The 16,385-nt window shown below is 71.1% G+C and carries 15 protein-coding genes; 5 read left to right on the top strand and 10 right to left on the bottom strand.

Annotation, left to right across the window (positions count from 1 at the left end; genetic code table 11):
* Nucleotides 1-1,407: HAMP domain-containing protein (locus ACLQ2T_RS16640; RefSeq protein ID WP_425767118.1), on the bottom strand; the 1,407-nt coding region annotated here is incomplete at its 3' end.
* 153 nt (nt 1,408-1,560) lie between these two features.
* Here ACLQ2T_RS16640 and ACLQ2T_RS16635 point away from each other — a divergent pair.
* Nucleotides 1,561-3,615: a SpoIIE family protein phosphatase gene (locus ACLQ2T_RS16635; protein ID WP_425767117.1), complete on the top strand. Its 2,055-nt coding sequence runs from the start codon at nt 1,561-1,563 to the stop codon at nt 3,613-3,615.
* A gap of 24 nt (nt 3,616-3,639) precedes the next feature.
* Here the strand turns inward: ACLQ2T_RS16635 and ACLQ2T_RS16630 are convergent, their stop codons facing one another.
* On the bottom strand, nt 3,640-4,986 hold the full coding sequence (locus tag ACLQ2T_RS16630; RefSeq protein ID WP_425767115.1) for an FAD-binding oxidoreductase: 1,347 nt from the start codon (nt 4,984-4,986) through the stop codon (nt 3,640-3,642).
* Between the two features lie 81 nt (nt 4,987-5,067).
* Here ACLQ2T_RS16630 and ACLQ2T_RS16625 point away from each other — a divergent pair, with 81 nt between their 5' ends.
* Nucleotides 5,068-7,164, top strand: a complete 2,097-nt coding sequence (locus tag ACLQ2T_RS16625; protein WP_425767113.1) for a S9 family peptidase — start codon at nt 5,068-5,070, stop codon at nt 7,162-7,164.
* Between the two features lie 100 nt (nt 7,165-7,264).
* Complete coding sequence (locus tag ACLQ2T_RS16620) at nt 7,265-7,411, top strand: hypothetical protein (protein ID WP_425767112.1); 147 nt, start codon at nt 7,265-7,267, stop codon at nt 7,409-7,411.
* Here ACLQ2T_RS16620 and ACLQ2T_RS16615 read toward each other — a convergent pair.
* Complete coding sequence (locus ACLQ2T_RS16615; protein ID WP_425767110.1) at nt 7,355-8,047, bottom strand: DUF998 domain-containing protein; 693 nt, start codon at nt 8,045-8,047, stop codon at nt 7,355-7,357. The two genes, ACLQ2T_RS16620 and ACLQ2T_RS16615, sit on opposite strands and share 57 nt — an antisense overlap.
* Before the next feature lie 132 nt (nt 8,048-8,179).
* Here ACLQ2T_RS16615 and ACLQ2T_RS16610 point away from each other — a divergent pair, with 132 nt between their 5' ends.
* Together ACLQ2T_RS16610 and ACLQ2T_RS16605 are read left to right on the top strand one after the other, a co-directional pair.
* Nucleotides 8,180-9,469: a histidine kinase gene (locus ACLQ2T_RS16610; RefSeq protein ID WP_425767109.1), complete on the top strand. Its 1,290-nt coding sequence runs from the start codon at nt 8,180-8,182 to the stop codon at nt 9,467-9,469.
* Nucleotides 9,466-10,119, top strand: coding sequence for a response regulator (locus ACLQ2T_RS16605; protein ID WP_425767107.1), 654 nt, complete (start codon nt 9,466-9,468; stop codon nt 10,117-10,119). Before ACLQ2T_RS16610 ends, ACLQ2T_RS16605 begins: the two co-directional genes overlap by 4 nt.
* Before the next feature lie 19 nt (nt 10,120-10,138).
* Here the strand turns inward: ACLQ2T_RS16605 and ACLQ2T_RS16600 are convergent, their stop codons facing one another.
* From ACLQ2T_RS16600 to ACLQ2T_RS16570, 7 genes are all read right to left on the bottom strand, one after another.
* Nucleotides 10,139-10,519, bottom strand: coding sequence for an STAS domain-containing protein (locus ACLQ2T_RS16600; protein ID WP_425767106.1), 381 nt, complete (start codon nt 10,517-10,519; stop codon nt 10,139-10,141).
* Between the two features lie 181 nt (nt 10,520-10,700).
* Complete coding sequence (locus ACLQ2T_RS16595; RefSeq protein ID WP_425767104.1) at nt 10,701-12,236, bottom strand: SpoIIE family protein phosphatase; 1,536 nt, start codon at nt 12,234-12,236, stop codon at nt 10,701-10,703.
* A gap of 1 nt (nt 12,237) precedes the next feature.
* Nucleotides 12,238-13,587 (bottom strand): sensor histidine kinase, encoded by a 1,350-nt coding sequence (locus tag ACLQ2T_RS16590; protein WP_425767103.1) that lies wholly within the window; start codon nt 13,585-13,587, stop codon nt 12,238-12,240.
* Nucleotides 13,587-14,606 (bottom strand): SpoIIE family protein phosphatase, encoded by a 1,020-nt coding sequence (locus ACLQ2T_RS16585; protein WP_425767101.1) that lies wholly within the window; start codon nt 14,604-14,606, stop codon nt 13,587-13,589. Before ACLQ2T_RS16585 ends, ACLQ2T_RS16590 begins: the two co-directional genes overlap by 1 nt.
* Entirely contained in the window at nt 14,594-15,013 is a 420-nt protein-coding gene (locus tag ACLQ2T_RS16580) for an ATP-binding protein (RefSeq protein WP_425767099.1), read from the bottom strand. The genes ACLQ2T_RS16585 and ACLQ2T_RS16580 overlap by 13 nt, the downstream gene beginning before the upstream one ends.
* Nucleotides 15,010-15,420: an STAS domain-containing protein gene (locus ACLQ2T_RS16575; RefSeq protein WP_425767097.1), complete on the bottom strand. Its 411-nt coding sequence runs from the start codon at nt 15,418-15,420 to the stop codon at nt 15,010-15,012. The genes ACLQ2T_RS16580 and ACLQ2T_RS16575 overlap by 4 nt, the downstream gene beginning before the upstream one ends.
* Nucleotides 15,420-16,280 carry an STAS domain-containing protein gene (locus ACLQ2T_RS16570; RefSeq protein ID WP_425767095.1) on the bottom strand — a complete coding sequence of 287 codons (861 nt, stop codon included), beginning with the start codon at nt 16,278-16,280 and terminating at the stop codon, nt 15,420-15,422. The genes ACLQ2T_RS16575 and ACLQ2T_RS16570 overlap by 1 nt, the downstream gene beginning before the upstream one ends.
* Between the last annotated feature and the right edge of the window lie 105 nt (nt 16,281-16,385).

The raw sequence follows: 16,385 nt of genomic DNA, 5'->3' as shown, positions 1-16,385 counted from the left end.
GTCCCGCCAGGTGCCGGAGACCCCCTTCACCTGGGCCTGACCACCCAACTTGCCCTCGGTGCCCACCTCCCGGGCCACCCGGGTCACCTCATCGGCGAACGACGACAACTGATCCACCATCGTGTTGACGGTGTCCTTGAGCTCCAGGATCTCGCCACGGGCGTCCACCGTGATCTTCTGCGACAGGTCACCCTTGGCAACCGCGGTGGACACCTGGGAGATGTTGCGCACCTGGCTGGTCAGGTTGCCGGCCAGCTGGTTGACGTTCTCGGTCAGGTCCCGCCAGGTGCCGGAGACCCCGCGTACCTGGGCCTGACCGCCCAGTTTGCCCTCGGTGCCCACCTCCCGGGCGACCCGGGTCACCTCGTCGGCGAACGACGACAACTGATCCACCATCGTGTTGACGGTGTCCTTGAGTTCGAGGATCTCCCCCTGCGCCGCCACGGTGATCTTCTGCGACAGGTCGCCCCGGGCCACCGCCGTGGACACCTGGGCGATGTTGCGCACCTGAGCGGTCAGGTTGGACGCCATCGAGTTGACGCTGTCGGTCAGGTCCTTCCAGGTGCCGGCCACGTTGGGCACCTCGGCCTGACCACCCAGCTTGCCCTCGGTGCCCACCTCCCGGGCCACCCGGGTCACCTGCTCGGCGAAGAGACGCAGGGTGTCGGTCAGCGAGTTCATGGTGTCGGCCAGCTCGGCGACCTCACCCCGGGCGCTAACGGTGATCTTCTGGCTCAGGTCCCCCTTGGCGAACGCCGTGGCCACCTGGGAGATCGACCGCACCTGCCCGGTGAGGTTCGAGGCCATGGTGTTCACCGAGTCGGTGAGGTCCTTCCAGGTGCCGGCGACCCCGCGCACGTCGGCCTGGCCGCCCAGCTTGCCCTCGGTGCCCACCTCGCGGGCCACCCGGGTCACCTCGTTGGAGAAGGAGGAAAGCTGATCGACCATGGTGTTGACCGTGCGGCCGATGCGCAGGTACTCACCACGCAGTGGGCGGCCGTCGATCTCCAGCGCCATGTGCTGCGAGAGGTCACCGTCGGCTACCGCGACGATGACCCGAGCGATCTCCGTGGTGGGCCGACCCAGGTCGTCGATCAACGAGTTGACCGCCCGCTGGCCCTCCGCCCACGAACCGTCCAACCCCTCCTCGTCCAGCCGCTCGGTCAGCCGGCCGTCACGACCGACGATCCGGCTGATCCGCCGTAGATCCAGATGCTGCCGCTCCTGGAGCGACACCACGTCGTTGAAGGCGTCCGCCACCTCCCCGGCCGCGCCGGAGCGCCGGGGAAGCCGGACCTTGAGGTCACCGCCGCGCACCCGGCGCAGCGCCTCAGCCAGCTCGGTGAGGACCGCCTCGTGGTCGGCGACGCTCATCTCCGCGGTCGCCGACTGTTTCGCCGTGGTCATCGTTCCTCGCTCACCTCGGGGTCAACCGGCCTGCGCCGGCCACCCCATCATTGTCCCCGTGAGCGCGAAACCGCCACGACGCGTCGCGCCCGGTTGCGGACGCGAACCCCCGATCGGTTTGGTACTGGACGGGTGTCGGTGGAGGATACGAGGGTGGCAGCGGAGGCGGGGCCCGCGGCGACCGGAGGCCCAGACGAGCATGTGCGACGTGTCCGGCTGCCGGCTGATCGTCGTACGCCGGCAGCCGCGCGTGCCGTCGTACGCTCCGTGCTCGCCGGGGCGAACCTGGACGAACTGCTCAACGAGGCACTGCTGCTGACCACGGAGCTGTCCACGAACGCCGTCGAGCACGCCCGTACCGAACTGGACGTCGAGGTGAGCGCCGACGCTACCGGGCTGACCGTGACGGTGTCCGACTTCGCCGCCGGCCCGGTGGACGACCTCACGGTCGGGGTACGCAACGCGGCAACGGAGATCAACGAAGTGGCCGAACGCGGCCGGGGACTACTGCTGGTCGATCACTTCGCCAGCCGCTGGGGCACCACCTACCTGCCCAGCGGCAAGGGGGTGTGGTTCCGGCTGGACCGGCACAATCCGGAGGACGACGCCACGACGACGGCCGGCGACCCGGTCGGTACCGAAGCGACCACCGCCCCCAGTGCCGGGGCGATGAGTCTGCTGATGCAGACCCTGCCGGATCCCTACGCCGAGGATCCGCTGCCCGACTTCGCCACGAACCTGCTGACCCGGGTGGCGGAGATGGTCGGTGCCGCCGGAGGGGTGGTGCGGCTGGATCGCGGGGACGGGCAGGGACTCCAGGTGCTGGCCCGCTACGGCCGGCCGCCAAGGACCGGTCACGACCTGCTCCGGGTGCCGTTGGCGGTGCACCGCCCGTACGCCGGGGAACTGGAACTTGATGCCGCGCCCACCGCGTACGCCCGCCCGCTGGCGGTGTTGACCGCCGAGCGGCTCTCGCTGCACCTGGAGAACGACCGGCTGCGCCGCGCCGACGTACGCCGACAGGCCTGGCTCACCTTCCTCGCCGAGGCCAGCGAGTTGCTCGCCCAGTCCCTGGACGTGGAGCTGACCATGGCCCTCGTCCCGCAGTTGGTGGTGCCCCGACTCGGCCAGTGGTGCGCGGTGCACACCACCGACGAGTGGGGTCGGCTGCGCCTGGCCGCCGCCACCCACGCCGATGAGGCGATGTTGCCGCAGTTGCACGCGATCCTGCGGCAGACCGGTCCGGACTCCGTCCAGGCCCGGCTGCGCGAGGCCAGCCGCAACGGCACCCAGACCCCCTTGGGTGTGCCGATGGAGGGCTTCGCCGTACCCCTGATCGCCCGGGGTCAGCGCCTCGGCACCCTGGCCGTGGGGCGACACCAGCGGCACCGACACGACCCGGACGAGATCGCGGTGCTGGAGGATGTGGCCCGGCGGGCGGCTCTGGCCATCGAGAACGCCCGCATCCACGCCGAACGGCGGCGGATAGCCCAGGCTCTGCAACAGTCCCTGCTGCCGCCGGTGCTGCCGGTGGTGGACGGCATCGGCTTCGCCGCCGAGTACGTCCCGACCGGCGGGGACGCCGACGTCGGCGGGGATTTCTACGACGTGGTGCCGCTGCCGGACGGGTGCTGGCTGGTGGTGATCGGCGACGTCTCCGGCAAGGGGGTGCAGGCCGCGACGGTGACCGGGCTGGTCCGGAACGTGATCCGGGTGCTGGCCGGTGACGGGAAGCCGCTGCCGGAGTTGCTGCCTCGGCTCAACGAGACCTTGGTGGAGCGAGGTGCCGGCCGGTACTGCACCCTGGCGCTGGCCGTGGTCGCGCCCGGTGCGGACGGCCGGCTGGACGTCGGGCTGCACCTGGCCGGGCACGATCGGCCGTTGCTGCTGCGTTCCGGTGGCGGCCCGGCCACCTTCGTCGGCAGCGGTGGCACCGCGCTGGGCCTGCTCGACACGATCAGCTCACCATCCTCGGAGATCACCCTGGGCCCCGGTGACTGCCTGGTCTTCTACACCGACGGGGTGACCGAGCGCCGTCGCGGCCGGGAGCTGTTCGGCATCGGCCGGCTGCGCGACGCCGCCACCCCCCTGGCCGGCTACCCCGCCGACGTGGTGGCGGCCCGGCTGCGCGCCACCGCGATCAACTTCTCCGTGGAGGAGCCCCGCGACGACATCGCCATCCTCGTCCTGCGCAACGACGCCGGCTGATTCGGTCCCCACCCCGGGCCCAGCTCAGAGGCCACCGGGCAGGCGGCCGGGGGCCAGCCGGTGCGCCGGATCCAGGTGCTGCTTGACCGCGCGGAGCCGGGCCAGGCCGACCAACTCGCCCCAGAGGTCGACGGCTCGCCGGACGGCCGGTGGTGCGGAGAGCACCACGCAGCGGCCCTGGCGGGCGAGGAGCACACTGCGGACGGCGGCCAGGATGGCTGCCACCCGGTCGGGTGGCAGCACCCCGGGCAGGGCGGCGTGCACCACCCCCAGACCGGCCGAGCCACGGACCGGGATCGGCGACCCGGCCGCGTCACGCAGCGCGTACACCGCCGCGTGCAGATCGGTGATGGGCACTTCCAGCCGCAGGGCGGTGTCGCCCGGGGCGAAGGGATAGCTGCGCCACCAGGCGGGAGCCGACCGGGCCACGGTCGTGCGGGCACCTAGCAGGGAGACCAGTCGCTCGCTCCGCTCCGCCACGTCGGAGGGGCCGCCTTCCAGCAGCACCACCAACGACCCGGCTCCTCCCGGGCTGGCCGGGGACCGACCGGTCATGGAGGGATGGCGGGCCATCGCGGCGGTCCGAGGGTCCCACTGTGGCCGGTCCTTGCCCCCGGCCGGCAGGTCGAGCTCGATCGCGGCCGGTTCCAGGCGGGCGGCGAGCACCGCCCGGATCAGGTCGTGCACCTCCAGTGGTGTCCACACCGGTCGGGTCACCCAGACCCGGCTGGCCGGCATGGCCTGAACCCGCAGGGTTGCGCTGACCAGGACGCCCAGCGCCCCCTCCGATCCGCACAGCAGCCGGGCCTGGGTCAGCCCGGCGGCCCCGCCGTCGACCTCGGTCAACTGCCCGTCGGCGGCCAGGTAACGCAGGCTGACGAGTTGGTCGCAGGCGGTGCCGTGCCGGTGTCGCAGCGGGCCTGCCTCGTCGGCGGCGAGCACCCCACCCACGGTGGCACCGGGCGAGGGGGCGTCCACCGCCAGACGTTGACCGGTGCGTTCCAGGGTGGCCTGGACCGCGCGCAGGGGGGTGCCGGCACCGACCTCGGCGGTGCGCTGGTCGGGCGGCCGGTGCCCGATGCCGGCCAGTCGCCCGGTGTCCAGCATGATGTCCAACCGCTCGGGCGGGGCACCCCAGTCGATCTTGGTCCCCGCGCCCCGGGGGACCACGGCCAGGTCGTGTCGTGCGGCAAGTTGGAGCACCCGGGCGGCCGCGTCGGCACTGCCGGGCACGGCCACCCAGCGGGCCGGGCGCCCGGCCACCTCGTCGGCCGGGCCGGCGAACCGGGCGAAGCGGGGACCGCAGATCTCGGTCAGGCGGCGGGCGATGTCCAGGGCACCGGAACTACCGGTCGAACGTGCTGGCACCATGCCGTGATCGTACATCTGTTCGAACGATTCGGAAGGTCTTTGCTGCGTACGGGAGCCGAGCAGGGCCGGTAACGTGACGCCGTGACCACCGAGACCCCCGCACCCGTGGCAAAGCGGGTTCCCACCGAGCGAGTCCACCACGGCGACACCGTCGTCGACGAGTACGCCTGGCTGGCCGCGAAGGACGACCCGGACACCATCGCCTACCTCGAGGCCGAGAACACCTGGACCGAGCAGCGCACCGCCCACCTGTCCGGGCTTCGTACCGAACTCTTCGAGGAGATCCGTCGGCGTACCCAGGAGACCGACCTGTCGGTACCGACCCGCAAGGGCGGGTACTGGTACTACACCCGCACCGTGGAGGGCCGGCAGTACGGCGTGCACTGTCGGCGGGCCGTCCGCGACGGCGAGACCACCCCCCCGATCAGCGCCGACGGCGCCCCGCTGGAGGGTGAGGAGATCCTGCTCGACGGCAACCTGCTGGCCGAGGGGCACGACTTCTTCGCCCTGGGTGCCTTCGACGTCAGCCCCGACGGGCGCTTCCTGGCCTACTCCACGGACTTCTCCGGCGACGAGCGGTTCACCCTGCGGATCAAGGACCTCACCACCGGGGAACTGCTGCCCGACGAGATCCCGGGCACCTTCTACGGCACGGCCTGGTCGACCGACGCCTCGGTGCTGTTCTACGTGACCGTGGACGAGGCCTGGCGGCCGCACCGGGTCTGGCGCCACCTGATGGGCACCGCCGCCGACGACGACGTGGTGGTGCACGCCGAGGAGGACGAACGCTTCTGGGTGGGGGTCGAGTTGACCCGCTCGGAGCGGTTCATCCTGATCGACATCGCCAGCAAGATCACTAGCGAGGTACGGGTCATCCCGGCCGACAACCCGACCGGCGAACCTGCGGTGATCGCACCCCGTCGGCAGGGCGTCGAGTACTCCGTGGAACACCACGGGCACCGGTTCCTGATCCTGCACAACGACGGCGCCGAGGACTTCGCCCTGGCGTACACCTCGGCGGACGCCCCGGGCGACTGGGTGCCCATGATCGAGCACTCCCCCGGCACCCGACTGGAATCGGTCGACGCCTTCGCCGACCACCTGGTCGTCACGCTGCGCAGCAACGGCCTGACCGGCCTGCGGGTGGTGCCGCTCGACGGCGGCGAGGCCCACGACATCGAGTTCCCGGAACCGCTGCACACCGTGGCTCTGGACGGCAACCCCGAGTACCGCACGAACCGCCTCCGGCTGCGCTACACCTCGTTGCTCATCCCCGACTCGGTGTACGACTACGACCTGGCCACCCAGGAGTTGACCCTGTTGCGGCGCCGTCCGGTGCTGCCCGGCCCGGACGGGCGGCCCTACCAGCCGGAGGACTACGAGCAGCAGCGGGAGTGGGCCCTGGCCGACGACGGTACCCGGGTGCCGATCTCGCTGGTCTACCGTCGGGGCACCCCCCGCGACGGCTCGGCCCCCTGCGTCATCTACGGCTACGGGTCGTACGAGGCCAGCATGGACCCCTGGTTCTCGGTAGCCCGGCTGTCCCTGCTGGACCGTGGGGTGATCTTCGCGGTGGCCCACATCCGGGGCGGCGGTGAACTGGGCCGACGCTGGTACGACCACGGCAAGATGCTGGCCAAGAAGAACACCTTCACCGACTTCGTAGCCTGCGCCCGGCACCTGGCGAAGGCCGGCTGGACCGCACCGGACCGGCTGGTAGCGCGCGGCGGCTCCGCCGGGGGGCTGCTGATGGGCGCGGTCGCCAACCTGGCCCCGGACGCCTTCGCCGGCATCGTCGCGCAGGTGCCCTTCGTGGACGCCCTCAACACGATCCTCGACCCCTCGCTGCCATTGACCGTCACCGAGTGGGAGGAGTGGGGCAACCCGCTGGCCGACCCGGAGGTGTACGCCTACATGAAGTCGTACACCCCGTACGAGAACGTGGCGCCCCTGGACTATCCGGCGATCCTCGCGATGACCAGCCTCAACGACACCCGGGTGTTCTACCACGAGCCGGCGAAGTGGATCGCCCGGCTACGCACCGTCGCCCCCCGGGGCGACTACCTGCTCAAGACCGAGATGGAGGCCGGTCACGGCGGCCCCAGTGGGCGCTACGACGCCTGGCGGGAGGAGGCGTTCATCAACGCCTGGATCCTGGACCGTTTCGGCCGCGCCTGACCTGACCGCCCGTCCGGGCCCGATCCCAGGGCCCGGACGGGTCGGCACAGGCTCGCTGAGGGAGACAGACCCCCGCGTACCGGTGCATAGACTCACCCGGATGAGTGACACCGAGCCGACCCCTGCGCGGCGCGGGCCGGTCTGGTTGAGTCTCGGCCTGGCCACCGCCGCCCTGCTGGTCTGCTGCTGCTCAGGGCTGGTCGGGCTGGCCATCGCCTGGTCCGCCGGCCTCTTCAGCCCGAACTGAGGGCCCCCGCCGCCCCGACAGCCACCAGCCGCCGAGCACGACCAGCCAGATCAGGAAGGGGTACACGGCCACCCGCTCCATCCCACCGACCCCGAACCCGAGATCCACCTGGGCCAGGAAGAGCACCGTCCCCGCCAGCCCGATCAGGCCCAGCACCAGGCCGAGTCGGCACACCGACCCCGGCACCGCGGCGCGACGCGGCCGCGCGGCCAGCAGCGGTGCCAGGTTGCCCGCCCCGAACACCAGGGCCGCGCCGAGAACGTGCAGGTTCTCGTCGACATCCGACGGATAGACCCCGACCAGGACGTACCCGCCGGCAGCCGCCAGGGCGGCGAGCTGAGCCGCCCGTACGGCCAGCCCGCCACCGAGCGCCGACCAGGTGAGCAGCAGGCCGACGGCGATCAGCAGACCGGTGAGGATGAAGGTGCCGTTCATCAGCGGATGCCACGGCGAGCAGACCTGCCGCGGTCGGCTGGGGTCCCAGAGGCCGCAGGTGACATGCCCCAGGTCACTGATGTTGTGGGTACGCCAGTCGAAGGGCGGCTGCCGCCAGGCCAGGGCGGTCACCGCGTTACCCACGGCGAACAGCGGCCCGGCCAGCAGCAGGGCACAGGAACCGAATCGGTGCGAGAACATGCCGCCAGTCCAGCCCTCACCGGCCGGGCGCGCCATACCACTGGGGACCGGAGCCGGGGTGGGGCCAGGTATACCCAAGAAGTGGATCCAGTCGGCTGGGGCTGGCCCGGCCGCATCACTAGCGTCGTCGGCATGACACCGGTACCGGCGACCCACCTCGCCCAGGCCCTGCGCCATCGCCGATATCCGCTGACCGGCTGGCCGTGGCGGGCCCTGGCCTATCTGCTGACCAGCGTGCCGCTGGCCGGCGTACTCTCGCTCGGGCTGCTCGTGGTGTTGGCGCCGCTGGTTGCCGCTATGAATGCGGTACGCGACGGGCGGCAGGTGTCGCTGGCGCTCGGCGTGGCCCTGGCCATCGGCGCGTTGACCATACTGGCGCTGGCACCGCTGCTCAGCGTCCCGGTGTCGGCGTTCGAACGCTACCGGCTCGGCCTGATCGACGACCGTCCGCTGCCGCGAGTGCCGTGGCCTGGTCTCACCGCCCGGTACACCACCAGCGCGGCCTGGCGGGAGGCCGGTTACCTGTTCTTCCTCGGCGGTGCCGTGCCCGTGGCGTACTGGCTGTTCGCTGGCCTCGTGACGCTGGACGTCCTGCTGATCGTCAGCCCGTTCATGGTCAGGCCGGGCGACACGGTGGTGGTGCTCTGGAACACCGCGGAGACACCCGCGCAGGCCGCACCGTACGCGATCGTCGGCGTGCTGCTGCTGCCGGTGCTGTGGTACGCGGCCGGTGCGCTCGCCGCAGGCCAGGGTGCCGCCGCCCGGTGGCTGTTGCGGCGTGACCCGGACGGCGCGGCGCTGCACGAGGTGACCCGCTCCCGGGCGCGCCTGGTCGACGCGTACGAGGCGGAACGTCGGCGCATCGAGCGCGACCTGCACGACGCCGCCCAGCCTCGGCTTACCAACCTCGGCCTTCAGATCGGCCTGGCCCGGCTGGACGTACCCGATGATTCGCCGGCAGCCCGGCCCCTGGACATCGCGCATGAGCAGGCCAAGAGCCTGATGGTGCTGTTGCGGCAGATCGTCCGGGGCATCCGCCCGCAGAGCCTCACCGATCTCGGGCTGGCCGGTGCGGTGCGGGAACTCGCCGAGGATTCGCCCGTACCGGTCGAGGTGCACGCCGACCTGCCGGGACCCCTGCCGGAGGCGGCGGAGACGACGGCGTACTTCGTGGTGTCGGAGGCGCTCGGCAATGTCGCCCGGCACGCCGAGGCGACCCGCGCTCAGGTCCGGCTCACCGACACCGCAGGCGATCTGGTCGTCGAGGTCACCGACGACGGGCGGGGTGGCGCGGATCCGGCCCACGGCACCGGCCTGACCGGGCTGGCCGACCGGGTAGCCGCCGCCGACGGGCGACTCCTGCTGTCGAGCCCGACCGGCGGCCCGACGGTGCTGCGGGTGGAACTACCGTGGTCGGGGTGATCCGGGTCGTGCTCGCCGAGGACGAGGTGCTGCTGCGGGAAGGGTTGACCGCGCTGCTCGCCCGGTTCGGCTTCGAGGTGCTCGATGCCGTCGGCACCGCCCCGGCGCTGCGGGAGGCGGTCCGCACGCACCGGCCCGACCTGGTGGTCACCGACATCCGGATGCCTCCGGGGCACCGCGACGATGGGCTGCGCGCGGCCGTCGAGCTCCGCGCCGAGCAGCCCGACCTGGCCGTGGTGGTGCTCAGTCAGCATGTGCAGCCGGAGTACGCCGCCGCCCTGCTGGACAGCGCCGAGGGCCGCCGGGTCGGCTACCTGCTCAAGGACCGGGTGGCCGAGGTCACCGAGTTCGTCGACAACCTGCGGACCGTCTTAGCGGGCGGCACGGTGGTCGATCCGGACGTGGTCCGGCGGCTGCTGAACCGCCCCCGCGACCCCCTGGCCGCCCTGACCGCACGGGAGCGGGAGGTGCTGGTGCTGGTCGCCGAGGGCCGGTCCAACGCGGCAATCGCCGCCCGGCTGCACGTCACCGAGGCCGCCGTCGGCAAGCACATCGGCAACATCCTGGCCAAGCTCGGCCTGCCGCCGGACGACGACACCAACCGGCGGGTACTGGCCGCGCTTACCTACCTGCGGGCCAACCCCGGCTGAAGCTCGGCCTGTCGGCGGTTCACGCGAGCGCGACGAGGTCACGGCCGGCGGGTCGGTGGGAAAGGCTGATCTGGACAACGTCGGAGTGGCTGAACAGGTGCCCGCTGCCGCTGAGCGTGATGACCCGCGCCGGGCCGCCTCGGGCGGCGGTGACGGTCACCCGCTGCCCGCGCATCAGGGCCGTCTCTCTGATCCTCAACAGGACGGCGAACGCGGCGCAGTCGAGGAACCGCAACATCTTCAGATCGAGCTTCAGGTGCCTGACCCACCGGGGTGCCGACAGCCGTCCGAGGTCATGCTGAAGTTGCTCGATGGTGGAAAGGTCGGCCTCGCCGGTCAGGGTCACGTGCCGGATGCCCGGCCGCACATCGTGGTGATCCAATCGCAGCAGTTCGTTCATGTGATGACTCGGTCCCTGCCCTGGCGAAGGGCGTCTTGTGGGCCGGAGAGGTTGCCACCGTCAATCCGGCGCCGGGGAGGACAGAGCGGAACATGCCAACCTCGACGTGGTGTTTTTCGGACACCGTAAGCGACGCTACCCGCCCCTGACCCTTCCTGCCACTTGAGCCTGCCCTGGTCACTCAATGCCGACGGAGTGCCACCACGGCGACGTCGTCCTGGATCTCGTCGGGGGCCAGTTCGTCAAGCAGGCGCTGACAGAATCGGTCAAGGTCGGCGTCCACCCGCACAGCACAGGCCGCCAATGCGGTCAGGCCCTCGTCGATGGTGACGTCGCGCCGTTCGATGAGGCCGTCGGTGTAGAAGACGATCGTCGCCCCGCGCGGCAGCACGAACTCCAGGTCGGCGGGGCGCGGTGCCCGTACCCCGAGCAACGGTGCGGAGTGGTGCACGTACTCGGTCTTGCCGTCCATGCTGATCAACGGCGGCAGGTGGCCCGCGCTGGCCAGCCTGACCTGCCCGGTGGCCGGGTCGAGCAGCAGTACACAGATGGTGGCCAGTTCGGTGGGCAGCAGCGTACGCATCAGCTCGTTGACCCGGTGCAGGATCTCACCCGGCTGGTGCCCCTCCACCGCGTACGCCCGCAGTGCGTGCCGCAGCTCGGCCATCACGGTCGCGGCGTGCAGCGAGTGGCCCGCCACGTCGCCGATCGCCATCAGCAGGTGACCATCGAGCATCACCAGCTCGTAGAAGTCGCCACCCACCTCGGTACGGGCGCTGGCAGGCTCGTAGCGGACGGCCAGATCCAGCCCGGCGATCGTCGGGATGCGTTGCGGGAGCAGACTGCGTTGCAGGGTCACCGCGATGCGGTGCTCCTCGTCGAAGGAGCGCTGGGCCTCGACAGCGGAGGCCACCGCCTGGGCCAGTTGACGAAGCACCGGGGTACGGGCGGTCTGGGTGGCGGTCGGCACCACGACGTAGAGCGGGGCCCGGTCATCGCGCAGCCGACCGGCGGCCACCGTCACCGAGTCCCCCGCCGGCCAGTCCACCAGGGCCCAGTCGCCCGGGTCCTGCACCCGGACGGTGGCGCCGACCGGTGTGTCGCTGTCGTCGACGGTCCACGGCACGATGCGGCTGGGGGCACCCGGGCCGGCGCAGACCCCGGCGATGCAGTCACCGTCGAAGGTCTCGGCGATCACCGCAGCGGGGCTCTTGAAGATCTCCGCGGTGCCGGCCGCCGCCTGCTCCAGCAGCCGGGCGAAGTTCGGTGCGGCATGTACCGCCACCGTGGTGTCCGCCAGCCCGGTGAGTCGTTCCGCGAGCAGTTCGGCGCGCTGCCGGGCCTGGTAGTAGCGCAGCACCGCGTGGGCGGTGGCGACGAGTTCCTCCGGGTCGATCGGCTCCGCCAGATACGCGTCCGCCCCCCGGGTGAGGCCCTGGGCGCGGTCGGCGGTGTCGATGGCGTGCGCCGACACGTGAATCACCGGCAGGGCGGGGCGGACCGACTTGATCCGTTCGCAGACCTCGAACCCGCTGAGGTCCGGCAGCCGAACGTCGAGGACTACCAGGTCGATCGGATCCACCTCGACCTGGCGCAGGGCCTCGCTGCCGTTCTGGGCCTCGATAACGGTGAACCCGGCCCGGGTCAGCCAGTTCACCAACAGGTAGCGCTTGGTCCGGCTGTCGTCGACCACCAGTACGGTCGGCGGGGAGTCCATGTCACATCCCGTTCGCCGGCAGTGCGACCGTCAGGGTGCTGCCCCGGCCCACCTCACTGGACAGTTCGAGGGTGCCGCCCAGCAGGGTGGCCAACCGTCGGGCGTACGGCAGACCCAGGCCGGTGCCGCCGGCTCGGGAGGGGCCCGGCACCTGGTAGAACTCCTCGAACACCCGGTCCTGCAACTCTGCGGGGATGCCTGCGCCGGTGTCGGAGACGACGAGTTTCCAGTTGTCGCCGGAACGCGCGGCGCGCAGCCGCACCTCACCCCGGGTGGTGAACTTCAGACCGTTGTGCAGCAGGTTGCGCAGCACCTGGGCGAGCAGCATCTCATCGGTGCGGATGGTGGCGGGGGCGGGTGGTTCCTCCACCACCAACTCCACCTCGGAGGCGGCGTGCAGGGCCCGTAGGGTGCCACGTAGCTGGCCGAAGAGGGCCCGCAGATCCACCTCGGTCCAGTTCGGCTCCAGTCGACCCGACTCCGCCTTGGCCAGATCCAGCAACTCGTTGACCAGCGAGAGCAGATCCGAGGCCGAGGATCGGATCAGGCCGACCTGGCGTTCCTGCTCCACGGTCAGGGGGTCGGAGGCGGAATCGGTGAGCAACCGGGCCAGCCCGATGATCGCGGTCACCGGGGCCCGCAACTCGTGGCTGACATTGGCCAGGAACCGGCTCTTCGACTCGCTGGCCGAGCGCAGCTGCACGGACTTCTCGTCCAACTCGGCATACAGGGCCACCACACCCCGGTTGGTCTCCTCCAGCTCGTCCGTGAGCTGATGATAGAGCGCCAGTACGCCCCGGTTGGTCTGCTCCAGTTCCTCGTTGAGCCGCGCCAGTTCGTCGCGTTGGGTGCGTACCTCGTCCAGGGCGGCGATCAGCTGCGAGTTCTGGGCGGCGAGTTCCTCCTCCGCAGTGCCCGGTGCACTCTGCCCGAGTTGGGTACGCAGGCGCTCGAGACGCGGTGGCGTGAGCGCTTGCGCGGTCACCGGGATACGTCGTGACATTCTCACGACCGTATCCCCCGCCGGAGCCATCACGGTCAACGTGTCCACCAGGCGCGCCACCGCACCCGACTGCGGCTCGTACCGCCCCTGTGGCAGTGGACCGACCGGAATGAGGTCGACCCGCAGGTGGTGTCGCCCATCCGGGGTGTCGGCGATGGCGAACACCACATCGGCGCCGCCGACACTGCGTAGCAGATCCCGGGCCACCTCGCTCAGGGCGGTGGCGATCCGGACCTGGTCCTGGTGCTCCAGGCCGACCGCGGTGGCGACCTCCCGGCCGCGCTGGCGAACCACGAAGATGTCCTGCTCCACCCGCAGGGTCATCTGCAACAGCGGTTCGTCACCCATCACCAGGACCTCGCCACCAACACCCCGGCGTCGTCGCGCCGGAGGCCGGCCTCGCGCAACAGGGTGGCGGCCACCACCAACGGTGACCGCCCGGCCAGTCCGGGGTGGTCGGCGAGCCGCCAGCGGTCGACCACCCCGTCGCTGTGCATGACCAGCAGGCTGCCGGGGTCGAACGGATACTCGTACTGGCGGATTGTCGGGCGTTGATGTCCGGCGATACCGGGCAGGGAGACCAGTCCCCGCTGCCGACCGTCCCCGGTGGCCACCACCCCGCTGATGTTGCCCAGTCCGGCGTAGCGCAGCAACCCGGTCGCCGGGTCCGGCTCGGCCACGGCCAGCGCCGCGCCACGGGTGTGCGACAGGGCCTGATGCAGATGGCCGACCACCTCGGCCGGGGCGGATGCCGGGGCGGCCCGGAAGGCGGCAAGGGCGGCGTCGGTGGCGGCGGCGGCCAACGGCCCGTGCCCCAGGCCGTCGGTGACCAGCAGCTGACGGCGTTCGCCGACGATCCGCCAGGCGTATCCGTCTCCGCTGACCGTCTCCCCGGTCAGCGGCCGGGTGAGGCCGCCGGCCCAGGGCCGTTCGGTCACCGGGTCGGCGAACACCTGCACGACGATGACCGTTCCTCGGCCCGGCCGCGAGTACGCGTCGAACCAGCTGGACTGCCGGACGATCGCCCCCAGACCGATGCCGAGGGTGCCGGTGGTCGAATGACCGTCGCGGGCGGAGTCGGTGAGATCGGCCATGCCGGGCCCGGAGTCGACCGCGATCAGTTCCACCCCGGCGTCCAGTTCGCGGCGTACCGGCCGGACCAGCAACACCCCGTCCTCGGCGTGCTTGATCAGATTGCTGGTCAACTCCGCCGCGACGATGGCCAGGTCGGCGATCCGGCTGTTGGGCAGCCCCAACTGCCCGCCCAGGCGTTCGGCGGCCCGTCGCACCGCGCTGCCGGTGCTGCCGGTCTCCACCCGGAACCAGGTGCCCCGGTCGGAGACCGGTTCGGCCGTCACCGGGACCACTTGGTGATGGTGATCCTGGTGCCCTGGCCGGGGGCGGTCTGGATGTCGAACTCGTCCACCAACCGCCGGGCTCCGCTGAGGCCCAGGCCCAGACCGCCACCGGTGGTGTACCCGTCGGTCAGGGCGAGGTCCAGGTCGACGATGCCCGGCCCGGAGTCGGCGAAGACGATGCTGATGCCGGGACGGCGGCCGTTGTCCACAACGGCCACCTCGACCGTGCCACCGCCGCCGTAGACCAGGGTGTTGCGGGCGAGTTCGCTGGCCGCGGTGACCACCTTGGTCTGGTCGACCAGGGAGAGCTTGACGGCCACCGCCACCGTACGCACCAGTTGCCGGACGCGTACCACGTCCTCGTCGCTGCCGACCGTCTGCGCCTGCGGCCGGCTCAGGTCGACGCCGCTGGTCACGGCGACGCCGTCAGCTCGGTGTCCAGACCCTCGTCGTGCTCGTCGTACTGGTCGTCGCGGTTGGCCGCGATGAGTTCCATGCCCCGCTCGACGTTCAGCGCAGTACGGATGCCGTTGAGGGACAGTCCCAACTCGACCAGGGTGATGGCGACCGCCGGACGCATCCCGACGACCACCGTCTCCGCGTCGAGCACCCGGGAGATCGAGGCGATGGTGGACAGCATCCGTCCGACGAAGGAGTCCACGATGTCCAGCGCGGTGATGTCGATGATCACCCCGTGGCAGCCGGTGGCGACGATCCGCTCGGCCAGGTCCTCCTGGAGGGCGATGGCCGTCTGGTCGGACATGTCTACCTGGATGGAGACCAGCAGGATGTCGCCGATCTTGAGGATCGGCACCCGGTCCATCACGCCTCCCGACGCGGCTGGCGGCGACCGGTCTCGACGCCGGTGAGCCGCAGCACATGGCGCAGCGCGTCGGCCAGACTGGCCTTGGTGGCGATGTCACCGAACTCGATGCCCAGCGCGACGATGGTCTGGGCGATCTGGGGTCGGATGCCGGAGATGATGCAGTCGGCGCCCATCAGCCGGGCGGCCACCACGGTCTTCAGGATGTGCTGCGCGACCTGGGTGTCCACCGCCGGCACCCCGGTGATGTCGATGATCGCGTACGGCGAGCCGGTGTCCACCAGGGTCTGTAGCAGTCGCTCCATGACCACCTGGGCGCGTGCCGAGTCGAGGGTGCCGACCAGCGGCACCGCCACCACGCCTTCCCAGAGCTTGACCACCGGAGTGGACAGCTCCAGCAACTGCTCGGCCTGGTCGGCGATCAGACTTTCCCGGGTTCGTACGAAGCTTTCGAAGGTGAACAGGCCCATCTGGTCGACCAGGGTGCCGAAGGCGACGTAGTCGCGCAGGGTCCCGGCGCTCTCGTCGGCCTCCATCGCGCTCAACAGGGCGTCCTTGAGAGCGAACACACCGGTAGCGGTCTCGGCGGCGGAGAAGCCCTGGCGGGCCTGTCCCCGGGACAGCTCGACGAGGACCGCGCGCAGCTCGGTGGCCTCCTCGGCGGCCAGGTCGGCAGCGCCCTTACCCAGCGCCTCTACCAGGGCGCGGTGCATTTCCTGCACCTGCTGACGCAGTTCGGTCTGGCTGAGGCGGCCACGCAGTTGCGCCGCGACGACCTCGGTCCACCGTTGCGTGACCTGATCGACATGGCTGGTTAGCAGGCCAGCCAGCCGGCCGCTTTCGTCAGTGCTCAACGCCATGACATAACCCCCTCGATCCGGACCGGCCGGACTCTATCACCGCCGACCCGAAAACTACTTGCCCCACAGCAAGTGAAGGCCGGCGGGGCACTCGATCTCGTGCCC

This window comes from Micromonospora sp. DT229 (assembly GCF_049844505.1).
Taxonomy (GTDB): domain Bacteria; phylum Actinomycetota; class Actinomycetes; order Mycobacteriales; family Micromonosporaceae; genus Micromonospora.
This window is presented reverse-complemented; position numbering and strand designations above follow the sequence as displayed.